At 69.7% G+C, this 16,557-nt stretch carries 6 protein-coding genes and 1 pseudogene; 4 read left to right on the forward strand and 3 right to left on the reverse strand.

Going from position 1 to position 16,557, the window contains the following annotated elements; all coding sequences use genetic code 11:
- Nucleotides 1–23 precede the first annotated feature (23 nt).
- Entirely contained in the window at nucleotides 24–2,051 is a 2,028-nt protein-coding gene (locus tag ACRWND_RS24210) for an N-6 DNA methylase (RefSeq protein ID WP_431952832.1), read from the reverse strand.
- Nucleotides 2,052–2,396: 345 nt separating this feature from the next.
- Nucleotides 2,397–3,371, reverse strand: coding sequence for a serine/threonine-protein kinase (locus tag ACRWND_RS24215; RefSeq protein WP_431952834.1), 975 nt, complete (start codon nucleotides 3,369–3,371; stop codon nucleotides 2,397–2,399).
- A gap of 222 nt (nucleotides 3,372–3,593) precedes the next feature.
- Here ACRWND_RS24215 and ACRWND_RS24220 point away from each other — a divergent pair, with 222 nt between their 5' ends.
- The 3 genes from ACRWND_RS24220 to ACRWND_RS24230 all read left to right on the forward strand — a co-directional run bounded on the left by ACRWND_RS24220 (nucleotide 3,594) and on the right by ACRWND_RS24230 (nucleotide 16,103).
- On the forward strand, nucleotides 3,594–8,873 hold the full coding sequence (locus tag ACRWND_RS24220; protein ID WP_431952836.1) for a DEAD/DEAH box helicase: 5,280 nt from the start codon (nucleotides 3,594–3,596) through the stop codon (nucleotides 8,871–8,873).
- A gap of 127 nt (nucleotides 8,874–9,000) precedes the next feature.
- On the forward strand, nucleotides 9,001–11,952 hold the full coding sequence (locus ACRWND_RS24225; protein ID WP_431952838.1) for a helicase-related protein: 2,952 nt from the start codon (nucleotides 9,001–9,003) through the stop codon (nucleotides 11,950–11,952).
- Entirely contained in the window at nucleotides 11,949–16,103 is a 4,155-nt protein-coding gene (locus ACRWND_RS24230) for an Eco57I restriction-modification methylase domain-containing protein (RefSeq protein WP_431952840.1), read from the forward strand. Before ACRWND_RS24225 ends, ACRWND_RS24230 begins: the two co-directional genes overlap by 4 nt.
- On the opposite strand, the gene ACRWND_RS24235 is transcribed toward ACRWND_RS24230, so the two are convergent.
- Entirely contained in the window at nucleotides 16,091–16,240 is a 150-nt protein-coding gene (locus tag ACRWND_RS24235; RefSeq protein WP_431952842.1) for a hypothetical protein, read from the reverse strand. The genes ACRWND_RS24230 and ACRWND_RS24235 overlap by 13 nt on opposite strands.
- Here ACRWND_RS24235 and ACRWND_RS24240 point away from each other — a divergent pair.
- A pseudogene (locus ACRWND_RS24240) lies at nucleotides 16,226–16,557 on the forward strand (ComF family protein); the annotation flags it as partial. The gene ACRWND_RS24235 and the pseudogene ACRWND_RS24240 overlap by 15 nt on opposite strands.

Genomic DNA, 16,557 nt, shown 5'->3' on the forward strand with positions numbered 1-16,557 from the left:
CGACCGACCGTCGTACCCAGCGCCTACGCCCCGCCCGTCAGCCGCCCGGATGCCAGTTCGTCACCAAGATCCCGAACGAGGTCGGCACCGAGGTCGGCCGCGCGCCGCACCATCCGCTCGAAGGCGGCGAGTTCCTGGAACGCCTTGCCGTAGCGCCGCTGCTCGCTGAGTGGAACCTGCCGTACCTGGAGGCGGCGGACGTCGATGCGGGAGGAGCTCGTAGCGTGTGTCCCAGCCTGCCGTGCGTTTGCCGGGGCCCGCAGCGAACCCGCGACAAACCAGGCGTCGAGCTGCTCGGGCTGCACTCGCACGATGAACAACTGGGGTCCGAGGACGATTGGCGGCCCTTCGTGGACCCAGGCTGAGAACTTTCGTGCCGCTCCCACCACGACGATGTCTCCCGGCTCGGCGACAACGGCTTCGAAGGTCGCCAGGTGCTCGGGCGCGAGGCAGCCTCGGGGTTCGCCGCCCATCAGCAGGTCAGGGACCGTGAGGAGCGGGATGCCGTCGTCGGGCGACGTGCCTTCCCGGACCGTCCCTTCAGGCGGCTGCTGTCCGCCGCGCAGGGTGAGGGCCCCGGCTCTGGCCAGTTCGGCCACCGTGGTCGCCGTCGGAGTGTCCGCCGCGGCGGCCGTGAGGTCGAGCGCAGCGAGCAGGCGGGCAGATTTGCCGACGCCCGTGGTCAGACCGGTGAACTCCTTCCAGGACGCGGCCAGTCGAGGGGCAGGGTCCCTGGGCGACGGGGTGATGTGGCGTCCGGGGGTGAGGTCGACCTCATCGTCGAGGAGCTCGATGACAGGCATCTGCCGTACGAAGGGAGAGTCCGGGGCCGTGTCCTCGTCCGGCGAGCGGACCTCGTCGAAGGCCTCGCGGACAAAGGAGCCGATCGCCGCCCAGTCGGGAGTGGTGTCCCGGGCCGTCGTCCGCGGGAAGCGGGATGCCGCGTCGACCACCAGCAGCCTGCCGCCGGCCTGCGACTCCTCCCCAACACCGGGGGCCCGCAGCACCCACAGGTGCAGCGAGACGCTGTGCGGGGCCGCGCATCCCGGTGGCAGCGCAACGATGGCCCGCAGAGCGCCAGTACGCAGCAACGAGCCTCGGATCCGCCGCCCGGCGCGCCGTGCCGCCACGGCGGGCGGCAGCAGCAGCACGGCCGCGCCACCGGGACGCAGCCGGGCCAGGCAATGCTGCACCCAGGCGAGTTCGGGTTCGGTACGAGGGGGCAGACCGTGGCTCCAGCGGGTGTCGGTCGCCAGTTCCTCGTATCCCCAGTCCCGCTCATTGAAGGGAGGATTGCATAGGGCGATGTCGGCGGAGGTGTCGGTGAACGGGTCGTCGCGCAGGGAGTCTCCCGCTCGAACGTCGATGATCGGCCCGTCGTCCGTCGCCCCATCGCTCCCGAGCCTCAGGCGGGCCTCGGCCAGGTCGGCGAGAACGGGGTCGAGCTCACCGCCCAGGAGGCTGCCAGCACCCTCATGGGCCGCGGCTGCGAGTAGGTGCCCGGTGCCGCAGGCCGGGTCGACGGCCGTGATGCCGCTTGTGCCGTCGAGTGCGCAGAGAGAGGTGCGCAGGGCGAGCTCTGCCATGAGCCGGGCCAGCGGCTGCGGTGTGGTGGCGATCTGGCGTACGTGTACGTCGAGCCAGCGGCGGAGCAGGAATTCGAAGGTATCGGATCCTCCCTCACGGAGTCCGAGTTTCACGGCCTGATCGACCAACGCGCGTGTTTCACCGGCAAGTTCGTTGCCTGCGGCCGCCCTGCCCGCGAGCCGCCGTCCCGCTTCGGCGAGGGCGGTCCCCACCGCGTCACGCCCGCCGAGCGCGTCGAAACGAGGCCACAGCCACTCCCGCTCCGTCGATTTCTTGATCTTGCCGTTGGCGCGCAGCCAGGCCTCGATCTCGGTCATGGAGAACTGAGGGTTGACATCCGTGCCGCCGATGCGTGCGGGGAATGTCGGATGCCGTCGCCGCCAGTTGCTGACCGCGGCCCGCCCGACTCCCGCGAGGCGGGAGATTTCGGCCAAGCTCACCGGCACGGTAAGCGATGAAGACATCTGCACTCCCAGGCATTTTATAGCAAATAGGGGCTTCCCCCCGGCTGTGGGTGCGTGATCAGGCCACCCTCCCCCCTTCGCGTTTGCCAGGCTATACGAACATTGACTCTGTTCACAGTCTCATCAAGCCGGGCTTGAGGGTCTACCGCACACCGTCGAGGAACTCGCTCGCCCGCCCGCTGTACGACACGTACAGCGCCTTTCCGGCCGGGTGCAGCCCACGAACAGCAGGCACCGTTCGGCCAGGTCGGTGACGTGCTTGCCGGTGTCACCGCTGACTCTATTCGGACTCTGACAGCGGCAGGGTTGTATGCCTGTGGGGCTCCCGGTCGGCGTGGGGGTGGGTCATTGCGCCGGCCGGCCGCTCCGCCCAGATGCCGCCCACGCCCGCACCGGCCGGGCGTCGGGTCCCATCGGATGTGTGAAGGGCCGCAGCGGGTCCACTTCGGCCCACGGGACGAGTGCCTGTTCGGGGGCGCGGCGCTCGGGCAGCCAAGTGGCGAGGCGCCGCCACACCTCGCCGGCGTGTGCAGGCCGCTCGTCGGGGTCCTTGGCCAGCAACTGGATTACCAGGTCCTCCAGTTCGGAAGGGATGCCTCCGCGGAGCCTTCCGGGCGGTACGGGCCGCCGCTCAAGGATCATGGTGGGCAGCATCAGTTCGGACTCGTGCGTGAAGACCGGCTCGCCCGTCAGCATCGCGTACAGCAGACAGCCCAGTGCGTACAGATCGGTCCGGGGGTCGACCGGCTTGCCCAGCACCTGTTCCGGCGCCATGCACTCCAGGCTGCCTGGGCGCTCGCCGGTCGTGGTGAGGCCCGCGGTGTCCGGATCGAGGAAGGCGGCGACGCCGAAGTCAAGAACCTTGACCATACCGTCCGTGCGGATCACGATGTTGCTGCCTTTGAGGTCGCGGTGCACGACGTCGCGTGCGTGCACTGACCCTAGGACCGAGGCGATCTGGACGCCGATCGACGCGGTCTCCTCGATGGAGAGCGGGCCCTCCTCGGCGATCCGGTCGTCGAGCGCCGGCCCGATCACGTACTGCATGACGAGAAAGCGGGTGCCGCTCTCCTCCCCCAGGTCGTAGACGGTGGCGAGCCCCGCGTGGTCGAGCCGGGCGACGGCCTGCGCCTCCCGGCGGAACCTTTCGGCATCACGGGCGCGCTGCTCCTCCGTCAGCCCCAAATCGACGTTCATGGTCTTCAGTGCCACGTCACGGCCCAGGTTCTCGTCGTGGGCGAGCCAGACGACTCCCATGCCACCCCGGCCGATGAGTCTTTTGATCCGGTAGCGATCGGCGATCAGTGTTCCGGTGTTCATTCGCGCTGCGGCCCGTCCCCTCCGTGCCCTGCCGCGCCCTGCCCGGGCTGCTGTCAGGGAGAGTGTGACATGGCGGCGCTTCGAGCGCCGCCTGCGTAACATTCTGTATGTTGACTGAGTTCACAGAATGTTGCTCTAATGGGGTGAAGGGAGTGGGGCGGTTCGCCCCTCAACACCCACTACGGTGATGTGTGGATCGCGTCGGGAGCGAGTGAGGATTACGTGGACGTCTTCGAGGTGCATCGCCGGCTTATCCGCGACTACAAGGAGTACACATCCGGATCGGTGGTGATCGACGACCCTCGGATCGGCGAGAAGGTGTCCAAGTCCCTCGCTGACGGCGACCAGTGGCCCGACCCCTGGCTCTCGCTCAACCCGAGTTTTGCGCCCGGCGGCACCGTCGACCACCTCGCCGACGACCTCGGTCTCCTCCATCCCGAGTGCAAGCGGATCTTCCGCACTGGCAAGGACAAGCAGGGCGCGACGATCCGTCCCATCCGGTTCCACCAGCACCAGCGCGACGCCATCGAGGCTGCCGACTCGAAAGACTCGTACGTCCTGACGACCGGCACCGGATCCGGCAAGAGCCTCGGCTACATCGTGCCCATCGTCCACCGGATCCTTAGCGAGAAGGAGCCCGGAGCCGCCCCGAGTATCAAGGCGATCATCGTCTACCCGATGAACGCCCTGGCCAATAGCCAGCGGGGCGAGCTGAAGAAGTTTCTCACCGCCGGATACGGCGCAGGCAACGAGCCCGTCACATACGCCCGGTACACCGGCCAGGAGAAGCAGGCCGAGAAGGACGCGGTGCTGGAGACTCCGCCGGACATCCTGCTCACCAACTACGTGATGCTGGAGCTGATGCTCACCCGCCCTGAGGAGCGCAAGCGGCTCATCGGCCGGGCCAAGGGCCTGCGCTTCCTGGTCCTGGACGAACTGCACACCTACCGCGGTCGTCAGGGCGCCGACGTCGCCCTGCTGGTCCGGCGTGTCCGCGAGGCCTGCCAGTCGCCCGCGCTGCAGTGTGTTGGCACCTCCGCCACCATGTCCACCAAGGGCACCCCTGCCGCCCGCCGACGAGAGGTAGCGGACGTCGCCTCCACCCTGTTCGACACGGAGATCTCCCCAGACCGGGTGGTGGGCGAGACGCTGGTCCGCGCGACCGGCGACATAACCCCCACGCGTGCCGAACTTGCCGCCCGTGTACGGGAGAACAACCCTCCGCTGGAGTACGACGCACTCGCCGCCGACCCGCTGGCCCGCTGGGTTGAGACCGCCTTCGGCCTTACCGAGGCCACCGACGAAGACGGCACCCGCCTTCTGGTGCGCGCCAAACCGACCACTGTGGAGCTCGCCGCGCGCGCGCTGCGCGAGGACGCCTTCGGCATCCCGCGCGACGCACCCGAGGAGGAGCAGTACACCGCCTGCGCCAAGGCCATCCGGTCCACGCTCCGGGCCGGCACGCAGGTCCGCGACGCCGAGGACCGCGCGCTGTTCGCGTTCCGCCTCCACCAGTTCCTCTCCAAGGGCGGCTCGGCGTACGTCTCCCTGGAGTCGGAGGAGAGTCGCCACATCACCCGCACCTACCAGCAGCGGGTGCCCGGAGAGCCGGAGAAGCTCCTGCTGCCGCTGTCCTTCTGCCGCGAGTGCGGCCAGGAGTACCTCACCGTGGCCCGCGAGCAGAGCGATGACGGCACGGTCGCCTTCCGTACTCGTGAGGAGGCGGACGATGAACAGGGCTACCTCTACCTCTCGGCCGCCAACCCGTGGCCCGATCGCGTCGTGGACGCGATCGACCAGCGCCGCTTCCCCGACAGCTGGCTCACCCTCGACCCGAAGAAGGGCACGCCCGTTCTCACCGCGAGCCGTAAGAAGCGCGCCCCACAGCCCGTATGGGTGAGGCCTGACGGCACGACGGTGGACAAGGATGGGGGCGGCCTGCACGCCGCCTACGTGCCCGCCCCGTTCCTGTTCTGCCTGGAATGCGGGGTCAGCTATGAGCAGGTCAAGGAGCGGGACTTCGCCAAGCTGATGACGCTCGACCAGGAGGGCCGCTCCACCGCCACCTCCGTCGTCAGCGCTTCCATCGTCCGCCACCTCAAGAGCCTGCCGGAAAGCGAACTCGACGAAGACGCCCGCAAATTGCTTACGTTCGTCGACAACCGGCAGGACGCCAGCCTGCAGTCCGGGCACTTCAATGACTTCGTCATGGTCACCCAGCTGCGCGGTGCCCTCTACCGCGCGATGCTGAAGGCGGGGGAATCGGGCCTGCGCTGGAAACGGCTGGGCGAGGAAGTCGTGGCCGCCATGGGGTTGGCACGCCATGAATACGCCAACAACCCCACCGAGGTAGAGGCGCTCGCTGAGGAAACGCTGAGCGCCCTGGCCCAGGTGGCGGAGTACCGGCTCTTCCTTGACCTGGAGCGCGGCTGGCGAGTCACCATGCCCAACCTGGAGCAGACCGGCCTGCTGGGCCTGGAGTACGCGGGGCTCGATCAGATCGCCCACGACGAGGAGCGGTGGCAGCGCGCCGCCGGGCCGCTGCGCACCGCGACCCCGGCCACCCGGCTCGACCTGGCCCGCGTTCTCATGGACGAGCTGCGCCGTCAGCGTGCCGTGGACACCCCGTACTTCACCGAGGCCAAGTTCAACGAACTGGGCAAGGAGTCCGCCAAGCTCAATGACGCATGGGCCATCGCGGAGACCGAGTCCGCGCCCCCCGCCCCCGGCGTCGCGGTGCCCCGCGCCGGCCGGCCCGGCCGCTCGGGGCGCACCCGCAGTGAGCTGAATCTCACCGGTCGCACCGCCTTCGGCCGTTACGTCCGCAAACGGGAGACCTTCCCGGACTGGAGCCATGACCTCTCGCTCGACGACGCCCAGGACGTGATCCGCGACCTGCTCGAGGTCCTCGCCGACGGCGGCGTACTGAGCCGGGTCACCCAGGGCCGCGGCGAGGAACCCGGCTACCAGATCCACCACCCGGTGATCCGCTGGCATGCCCGCGACGACGAGTACGGCGCGGTTGACCGGCTGCGCCGTACCTACCGCACCGGCCGGGGCCCCCGCGTCAACGCCTTCTTCAAGAACCTCTACAAGGAGGTCGCTTCCACCTTCGCCGGACTGCACGCCGCCGAGCACACCGCCCAGGTCCACCCCGAGGTGCGTGAGGAACGGGAGCGCCTGTTCAGCAAGGGGCTTCCGCTGCCCCTGCTGTACTGCTCGCCGACGATGGAGCTCGGCGTCGACATCGCCAGCCTCAACGCCGTCAACCTCCGCAATGTCCCGCCCACCCCCGCCAACTACGCCCAGCGCTCGGGCCGCGCCGGCCGCTCGGGCCAGCCCGCGCTGGTCACCACGTACTGCGCGACCGGCAACAGCCACGACCAGTACTACTTCACCCGCTCCGACCAGATGGTTGCAGGCACCGTCGCCCCGCCCCGCCTCGACCTCGCCAACGAGGACCTGCTCGCGTCCCACGTCCACGCCATCTGGCTCGCCGAGACCCGCCTGGAACTCGGGCGCACCATGACGAAGATCCTGGACGCGGACGGCAAAGCCCCGTCGCTGCGGCTGCTGCCCGAGGTACAGGAGCAGATCGGCAGGCCGGCCGCCCAGCAGCGCGCCCTGGTGCGGGCCCGCACCGTCCTTGCCGGCTGCGTGGACGCCCTGCGTGAGACGTCCTGGTGGCACGAGCAGTGGCTGGAGGACACCATCGCGAAGGCTCCCGGGCGTTTCGACGAGAAGTGCGGACGCTGGCGGAACCTCTACCAGAAGGCGCTGGAGGAGCGAGAGATCCAGCACGACAACATCCGCAACCGCACGGCGACCGGCCGTTCCCAGGCCCAGGCCGTCCGCCGCCGCGCCCAGGCGGAAAACCAGATCGCCCTCCTGGAGAACAGGCAGGGCGGCGAGCGCACGGTGCTGTCCGACTTCTACCCGTACCGCTACTTCGCCTCCGAGGGCTTCCTGCCCGGCTACTCCTTCCCCCGCCTGCCGCTCGCCGCGTACATCCCCGGTACCGGCCGCAGTACCCGTGGCCACGACGGCGACTACCTCCAGCGCTCGCGCTTCATCGCGATCCGCGAGTTCGGGCCGGGTGCGCTGATCTACCACGAGGGCAGCCGGTTCAAGGTGGACCGGGTGCAGTTGCCGCCGGAGACCAGTGGCGAACTGACCACCGAAAGCGCCAAGGTGTGTCAAGCCTGCGGCTATCTGTCTCCGGAGGAGCGACGCGAGGACACCTGCCATGGCTGCGGCAGCTCGTACGGCGATCCCCGCACCGGGCTGCTGCACCTGCATACCGTCTTCACCCAGCGCCGCGACCGGATCTCCTCCGACGAGGAGGAGCGCCAGCGTACGGGTTACGCGGTGGAGATCTCCTACCGTTTCAAGCAGCACGCAGACGGCCGGGACGGTTCGCTCCGCGCCGAGGCGAAGGCCGCGGCCGGCCGGCTCCTCGCCGAGCTGGTCTACGGCGACAGCGCCACTGTCCGGCTCACCAACCTGGGCTACCGCCGCTCGGTCGCGAAGGGCGAGATCGGCTTCTGGCTCGACCCGGTCACCGGCCAGTGGCTGGCCGGCTCGACCGGCCAGCAGAGCACGAAGGCGCCCGGCCGGGAAACCCCGGTGGAGGACGAGGGCCTCGCCGACGCGGACAAGGCCCTGCGCAAGATCCCCGTCATCCCGTACGTCCAGGACACCCGCAACATTCTCGTGCTCAAGCTCGCGGCCCCCGTCGACCGGGACACCGCGATCACCCTCCAGTACGCGTTGGAGCGGGGCATCGAGGCCGAGTTCCAACTGGAGGACTCCGAGCTGGACACCGAGGAGCTGCCGCCGGACGACGGTCCTCGCGAGCGGCTGCTGTTCATTGAGAGCGCCGAGGGCGGCGCCGGCGTCCTGCGCCGGCTGCAGGCCGAGCCCGACGCGCTCGCCCGCGCCGCCCGCCGGGCCCTGGAGATCGCGCACTTCGATCAGGTCGGGCGCGACCGGGGAGCCGAGAAGCGCACCGGGGATCCCTGCGAGAAGGGCTGCTATGACTGCCTGCTCTCCTTCGGTAACCAGCGCCACCACCGGGCGATCGACCGCCACCTGGTGAAGCAGCTGCTGATGGACTTCGCGGGCGGCGAGGTCGGCTCCAGCCACGCGGGCCGCACCCGCGACGAGCAGGCCGATGCGCTTATCGAGGGCGCCGACTCCTCCCTGGAGGAGCGGTTCATCGCCTACCTCAGGACCCACGGCCACCGCCTGCCCGACCACCAGCAGGTGAAGTTGAGCGCGGCCCTGTCCAAGCCGGACTTCGTGTACGACACCTCATTCGGCCCTGTCGCGGTCTTCGTCGACGGCCCGCATCACGACCACACGGAGACGACGCTGCGTGACGAGGAGGCCGCGGAACGGCTGAAGGAGATCGGCTGGGAGGTCATCCGCATCCACTACACCGACGACTGGTCGAAGGCCGTCGCCGACTACCCTTCTGTGTTCGGCGAAGCACGCCGCTGACCTCGGAGCCGGGGACGGGCCCCGTCGGCCCGTTCCCATCCCAGGCCTCGCCGACGAGCCGTCCGGTCACCGCCCCGGTTCGCTCCGCCCGACCGACCTTTGCCCGCCCCGACCCCGGAAGGCCCGCATGACCACCGCCGCCCAGCCGACCCGGCAGTACGCCGTCGGCTCCCTCGTCCACGCCCGGGGCCGCGAGTGGGTCGTGCTGCCCGACTCCACACCCGACCTGCTCGTCCTACGCCCGCTCGGCGGCGCCGACGACGACATCGCGGGCGTCCTGCCCGGCCTGGAGACCGTCGTCCCCGCCACCTTCGCCCCGCCAACTCCCTCCGACCTGGGCGATCAGCAGGCGGCCGGGCTCCTGCGCACCGCCCTGCGCATCGGCTTCCGCTCCGGCGCGGGGCCCTTCCGGTCGCTCGCCTCGATCGCCGTCGACCCGCGCCCGTACCAGCTGGTCCCGCTGCTGATGGCGCTGCGCCAGGACACCGTCCGGTTGCTGATCGCCGACGATGTCGGTATCGGCAAGACGGTGGAGGCCGGGCTGATCGCCGCCGAGCTGCTGGCGCAGGGCGACGCCCGCGGCCTGGTCGTGCTGTGCTCGCCCGCCCTCGCCGAACAGTGGCGGGCCGAGCTGTACGGCAAGTTCGGCGTTGACGCCCGCCTCGTGCTGCCGTCCACGATCGGCCGCCTGGAGCGCGAGACCCCGTACGGCCAGTCGGTCTTCCGTCCTGACGGTGCGTATGTCGTCTCCACCGACTTCATCAAGTCCCCCCGTCATCGGGAGGACTTCTTGCGCAACTGCCCCGACCTGGTGATCGTCGACGAGGCGCACTCCTGCGTGTCCGACTCCACGGTCGGCGCGTCCGCCCGCTCCTCCCAGCAGCGGTATGCGCTGCTGCGCGCCCTCGCCGACCGGGCGGACCGCCACCTCCTGCTGGTCACGGCCACCCCGCACAGCGGCAAGGAAGAGCCGTTCCGCCGCCTGATCGGCCTGCTCGACGACCGCTTGGCCGCCGTTCCCCTCGATACCGACGCCGGCCGCAGGCTCCTCGCCGAGTTCTTCGTGCAGCGCCGCCGCGCCGACATCCGCGAGGACTTCCAGGACGGCGCGCACTTCCCGTCCTCCCGGAACACCGCCGAAACCGCCTACACCCTGCACCGCGACTACAAGAAGCTTCTCGACGAGGTCCTGTCGTACGCCCGCGAGACGGTACGAGCGGCCGACGGCGCCCTCCAGCAGCGCCAGCGCTGGTGGTCCACCCTCGCCCTGCTGCGCACCCTGTCCTCCTCCCCGGCTGCCGCCGTGCAGTCCCTGAACACCCGCGCCGGCGTCGAGGAGGCGGACACTCCCGCCGAGGTGGACCGCACCGGAGAGCGCACTGTCTCCGACCCGGCTGACAGCGACACCCCCGAGTCCGCGGACGCGGTACCGGGCACGCAGCTTCCCGCTGGATCCGCTGCCGATGGTGACAGCGAGGTTGACGGCGAGGAGAAGGCCCGCCTCATCGCGATGGCCGAATCGGCCAAGAAGCTCTACGGCCCCACTCGCGACGCCAAACTGAAGAAGCTGATCACCACCGTCTCCGACCTCCTCGACGAGGGCTACCGGCCCATCGTCTTCTGCCGCTACATCGCGACCGCCGACTACGTGGCGGACCACCTCAGGAAGGCCCTCAACAAGAAGGGCGCCGAGCACCCGGTCGCGGTCGCCTCCGTCACCGGCGAACTCTCGCCGGACCAGCGCGTCACCCGCATCGCCGAGATGACCGGCACCGACGAGGACGGCAATCCCGCACCCGAGCGCCGTGTCCTGGTCGCCACCGATTGCCTGTCCGAGGGAGTCAACCTCCAGGAGTCCTTCGACGCGGTCCTCCATTACGACCTCGCGTGGAACCCGACCCGCCACGAGCAGCGCGAGGGCCGCGTGGACCGCTTCGGCCAGCGCACCGACGTCGTCAAGGCGCTCACCCTGTACGGCGCCGACAACCCCGTCGACGGCATCGTCCTCAATGTCCTGCTCCGCAAGCACGAGCGGATCCGCCGCGTCACCGGCATCTCCGTGCCCGTGCCGCAGGAGTCCGAGAGCGCCATGCAGGCCGTCTTCGAGGGCCTGATCCTGCGCGGCGAGCGGTCGGCGTACGAGCAGGAGGGGCTGTTTGCGCAGGAGGAAGTGGCCGAGCAGCTGGAGATCGCCTGGCAGTCCTCCGCCGACCGGGAGAAGCGCTACCGCTCCCGCTATGCCCAGCTTACGATCAAGAAGGAGGAGGTGGCCGCCGAGGTCGACGAGATCCGTGCCGCGCTCGGCACCGGCGAGGAAGTACGGGACTTCACCCGCCGCGCCCTGGGCGCCCTGCGGGGCATGCCCGCCCCCACGAAGCAGGGCGGTTTCACCGCGCACATCGACGCCCTCCCGCAGGGCCTGCGCGACACCGTCTCGCACGCGCTCGGCCCCCGCCACCCCCGCCCGGTCGTCTTCCACGACGCCCCCAGCGCCCCACGCGGCGAGGCCGCCCTCACCCGCACCGATCCGGTGGTCGCCGCTGTCGCCCGCTTCGTCCTGGACGCGGCCCTCGACGACGCCGGCAAGGTCCCGCAGTGGCAGCGGCCGGCCCGCCGCTGCGGAGTCGTCCGTACCGCGTCCGTGGAGCGGAACACCACGCTCCTGCTCGTGCGTCACCGCTTCCAGCTGAACTTGCCCGCCCGCGACGGCTCGGTGCGCGAGCAGCTCGCCGAGGACGCCCGCGTGGTCGCCTACCGCGGCCGGCCCGACGCGCCCGAGTGGCTGCCGGAGGACGAGGCTGTGGCCCTCCTCGACGCGCGCGCCACCCAGAACACCGACCCGAAGTTCGCCACCGAGCACATCGCCGAGGTTCTAGCCGCCCTGCCCGCTCTCATGTCCGAACTGCGAGACCAGTCAGTCGAGTTGGGCCAGACCCTGGAGGCCTCGCACCGCCGGGTCCGCACCGCCTCCCGCGCCCGCCTGGCGGGCCTGAAGGTCGTCCCCCAGGGCGACCCGGACATCCTGGGTGTGTACCACTACCGCCCGGCCACGACGTTCCCCCAGGGAGTGGGCGCATGAGCACCGCCAGGACCCTCGTCACCGACACCGTTGCCACCGTCGGCGGCCTCCTGCCGTACGACCTCCTCGTCCGCATCAAGGAGGGCAAGGAGCAGACCGGTTCCAAGCCCGCCGACTACCGCCTGTACGCCAAGGGCGACTCGGTCCGGGACGCCGCCGAGCGCTCCTGGGGCTACCTGCGCGGCGTGTGGGCCGCCTACCAGGACGCCCTGGCCCGCGACGGCGCCGACGCCGACCCCGGCGTGCACGCGGTCGGCGTCACCACCGAACGCTGGCTGCTGCCCCTCTTCGAGCAGCTCGGCTTCGGCGCCCTCGCCCCCGTGCCCGCGCCCGGCCTGCGCTCCCGCGACGGCGAGAAGGATTTCGAGGTCAGCCACCACTGGGCGAACGTCCCTGTCCACCTCACCGGCTGGAACGTCCCCCTCGACCGGCGCACCACCGAACTGGCCAAGCAGGCCCCGCAGTCGATGGTGCAGGAGTACCTCAACCGCTCGGCGGACTCCACCCTCTGGGGCGTCCTCTCCAACGGCCAGCAGCTGCGCCTGCTCCGCGAATCCGCGTCCCTCACCGGCGCCGCGTTCATCGAGTTCGACCTCCAGGCGATCTTCGATGGCGACCGTTCCGACGACTTCGTCCTCCTGTGGCGGCTGCTGCACCGCACCCGCTTCGAGCCCCGCGCCGAGGGCGAGGCGGCCGCGACCTGCCTGCTGGAGAAGTGGCGCGCCGAGGCCATCGACAGCGGAACCCGCGCCCTGAAGGAGCTCCGCAAGGGCGTCGAGAAGGCCCTGATCGTGATCGGCTCGGGCCTGATCGCCCACCCCGACAACGCCGACCTGCTCAAGGCCCTGCGCACCCGCGACAAGAACGTCCGCGACGACCTCCACCCGGCCTTGCTCCGCCTCGCCTACCGCCTGCTGTTCCTCTTCGTCGCCGAGGACCGCGACCTACTCCTGCACCCCGAGTCCACCGAGCACGCTCGCGAGACGTACGAGAAGTACTTCTCGACGGCTCGCCTGCGCCGCCTCGCCCGCCGCACCGGCACCCTGCACGGCGACCAGTGGCAGGCCTTGCAGCTGGTCATCAAGGGCCTCGGCACGCCGGGCGGCCGCCCCGAGCTCGGACTCCCTGCGCTGGGCGGCCTGTTCGAGCCCAGCGGTACGGACGCGATCCTGGACGGCCTCAGCCTGTCCAACAAATCCCTGTACGAGGCGGTACAGGCCCTGTCCGAGGTGTACGACGCCAAGCTGGGCCGCCCCCGCAAGGTCGACTACCGCCACCTCGGCGCAGACGAGCTCGGCTCGGTCTACGAGTCACTGCTCGAACTGGAGCCGCGCCTCGGCGAGGGCGACGAGTACGTCCTGGCCAAGCTGGACGGCAACGACCGCAAGACGTCCGGCTCTTACTACACCCCGTCCCCCCTTATCGACTGCCTCCTCGACTCCGCGCTCGACCCGGTCATCGACCAGGCCGTCCGCTCCGGTACGACGAAGAAGGAGCGCGAGGACGCGCTGCTCGCCCTGACGGTGTGCGACCCTGCCTGCGGCTCCGGCCACTTCCTGGTCGCCGCGGCCCGCCGCATGGCCCGCCGCCTCGCCGAGATCCGCACGGACGACCCCGAGCCGAGCGCCGAGGACGTACGGCACGCGTTGCGGGACGTCATCGCGCGGTGCGTGTACGGCGTCGACCTCAACAAGATGGCCGTGGAGCTGGCCAAGGTGTCCTTGTGGATCGAGGCGATGGAGCCGGGCCGGCCGCTCACCTTCCTCGATGCCCACATCAAGCACGGCAACGGGTTGCTGGGCACGACGCCAAAGCTGCTGGCCGGTGGCCTGCCGGACGACGCGTTCAAGCCGCTGGAGGGCGACGAGTCGAAGCACGTCACCGACCTGAGGAAGCGCAACGCCGCCGAGCGGGCGGAGTGGCTGGCCGCGCTGCGCCGGGGTGTGAGCCAGGGTGCGTTGTTCTCGGAGGAGGAGGTACTGGCCGAGTCCAACGCGGAGTTCGGTGAGAAGGTCTCGGCGATCACCGGGACGGACTCGCGGGAGCTGGAGGACGTTCACAACCAGGCCAAGGCGTACCGGGAGCTGACCACGTCCCGGGACTACATCCGGGCGCTGGAGCTGGCCGACGCGTGGTGCGCGGCGTTCGTCTGGAGGAAGACGAAGACGGCGACGCCGCCCGCGCTGACGACGAAGTCGCTGCTGGCCCTGCACTCCGAGGACGGCGGCGCGAGCCTGCCGGACGGGACGGTGGAGGAGGTCGTGCGGCTGCGGGCGGAGTACCGGTTCTTCCACTGGCATCTGGAGTTCCCGGAGGTTTTCCGGGTTCCGGCGGACCCGGCGGCGCCGGGGGTGGACGACCGGACCGGATGGAAGGGCGGGTTCAGTTGTGTGCTGGGGAATCCGCCGTGGGAGCGGGTCAAGCTCCAGGAACAGGAGTTCTTCGCCACCCAAGACGAGAAGATTGCGAACGCCGCGAACAAGGCGGCGCGTGAGCGCATGATCGACGCGCTGGCCGAGAGCGAGGAGGAGGCGGACCGCACGCTGCACACCGAGTTCATCGAAGCGCGCCGCCTCTCCGAGGGCGTCAGCCATCTGCTGCGCAACTCGGGCCGCTTCCCGCTGGCCGGACGGGGGGACGTCAACACGTACGCCGTCTTCGCCGAAGCTGCCTCCCTGGGCATCGCTCCGAGGGGACGCCTGGGCCTGGTCCTGCCGACCGGCATCGCCACCGACGCGACGACGGCACCGTTCTTCTCGGACCTGGTGCGCACAGCGCGGCTCGCATCGTTCCTGGATTTTGAGAACGAGGCGTTCATCCTCAGCCGGGACGTGGACCACCGGGTGCGCTTCTCTCTGCTCACGACCACCGGCGTTGGCACGCGCGTCGACGAGGCGTCCTTCGCCTTCGGCACGCGGTATATGGAGGACCTCGACAGCCGACGGTTCGCCATGCCCCCAGAGGAGATCCTGCTGGTCAACCCCAACACGGGTACGCTTCCGGTGTTCCGCACCCGTCGGGATGCAGAGATCACTCTCGGGATCTACCGACGGGTCCCGGTCCTGATGAAGGAGCCGGACGAGAACGGCTTGGGCGGGACCAACCCGTGGGGTCTGACGTTCATGCGTATGTTCGACATGGCCAACGACTCCCACCTGTTCCGGGGCAAGGACGAGTTGGAGGCCGAGGGCTGGCAGTTGGCCGGCAACGTCTTCACGCGCACTGAAGCGGGGGTGAAGCGCCGGTACCTCCCGCTGTACGAGGCTAAGATGCTCCACCACTTCGACCACCGCCTCGGCACGTACGAGGGCCAGACCCAGGCCCAGGCCAACGTCGGTACCCTCCCGCGCGTGACCCCGGAACAGCACGATGACCCCGACTTCGTGCCGCTGCCCCGGTACTGGGTGCCGGAGCAGGATGTGGACTCCGGCAAGCGGGACAAGAAGGGCAACCGGATCATGTGGGCGGGGGTGGAGACGCGGCTGGCAGACAAGAAGTGGTACGAGAACTGGCTTCTGGGGTGGCGTGACGTGGCTCGGTCCACGGACACCCGAACCATGATTAGCTCGGCGCTTCCCGCTTACGGGGTAGGAGACAAGTTCCTGCTGGCCTTCGCGCCTGACGATGCTGCCGTTCTGCTCTCGGTCTTCAACTCGTTCGTCTTCGACTACGTGACGAGGCAGAAGCTGTCCGGCACCGCGCTGAAGTACTTCGTGCTGCGCCAGCTCCCTGCCGCCACGCAGGTTGAAATCGCGGCGTTGGATGGCCTGCTCGGCGGTAACGCAATGAGCTGGGTGACCTCACGCTCGTTGGAACTCGCGTACACATCCAGAGACATGGCTCCGTTCGCCAGTCACCACAGAGACGAGGGAGCCCCCTTCCGCTGGGACGATACACGCCGCGAACTTCTCCGTGCGGAGCTTGATGCGGCCCTGTTCCATGTGTATGGACTCAGTCGCGCGGACGTGGAGTACGTGATGGACGCGTTCCCCACGGTCAGAAAGCGGGAGGAGGCCCTACAGGGGACTTACCGAACCAAAAACCTCATCCTCGAGATCTACGACCGTATGGACATTGCGCGAGCGGCTGGCGACGAGTACCGAACGGTGCTGGACCCGCCGCCGGGCAAGGGTCCGCGTCACGCGGCCTGAGTGTCGCGGATCTCGGGTGGGTGGGTCAGAACCCGTCCTGCCCGAGGTTCGCGACGAATCCGGCCCACGCATCCCGTGAACGCGAGCCGCGGACCGCCGCCCCGTTCCTTGGAGCCCCGTACGTGGACGCGGGTCACGTCGGCGGCGACCTCGACGTACTGGCCGCCTTCGCCGCTGAGGTGCGACGTCTCAAAGACGAGGGGGTCTGGGGCTGGGCCACCATCTTCGGGCGTCTGGTCGTGGGATGGATGGAGCGAAACCCGGACCGGATGGCCGGCGTCGATTTCGCCGTCGGCAATCCGACCCGGACGGGCCGCACCCCGATCCAACACATCGAGGAGTTCCTGAAGGCCGCCGCCATCGAGGACACGGCCGACCGCTGGCGCTTCCCGACCTCCCCGGTCCTTGTCAAGCCCGTGGACACCGACCGCTCGGCCGGGAAGAACCGCGAGGC

Origin of the sequence: Actinacidiphila sp. bgisy167, from assembly GCF_965342175.1 — a bacterium.
Taxonomy (GTDB): domain Bacteria; phylum Actinomycetota; class Actinomycetes; order Streptomycetales; family Streptomycetaceae; genus Actinacidiphila.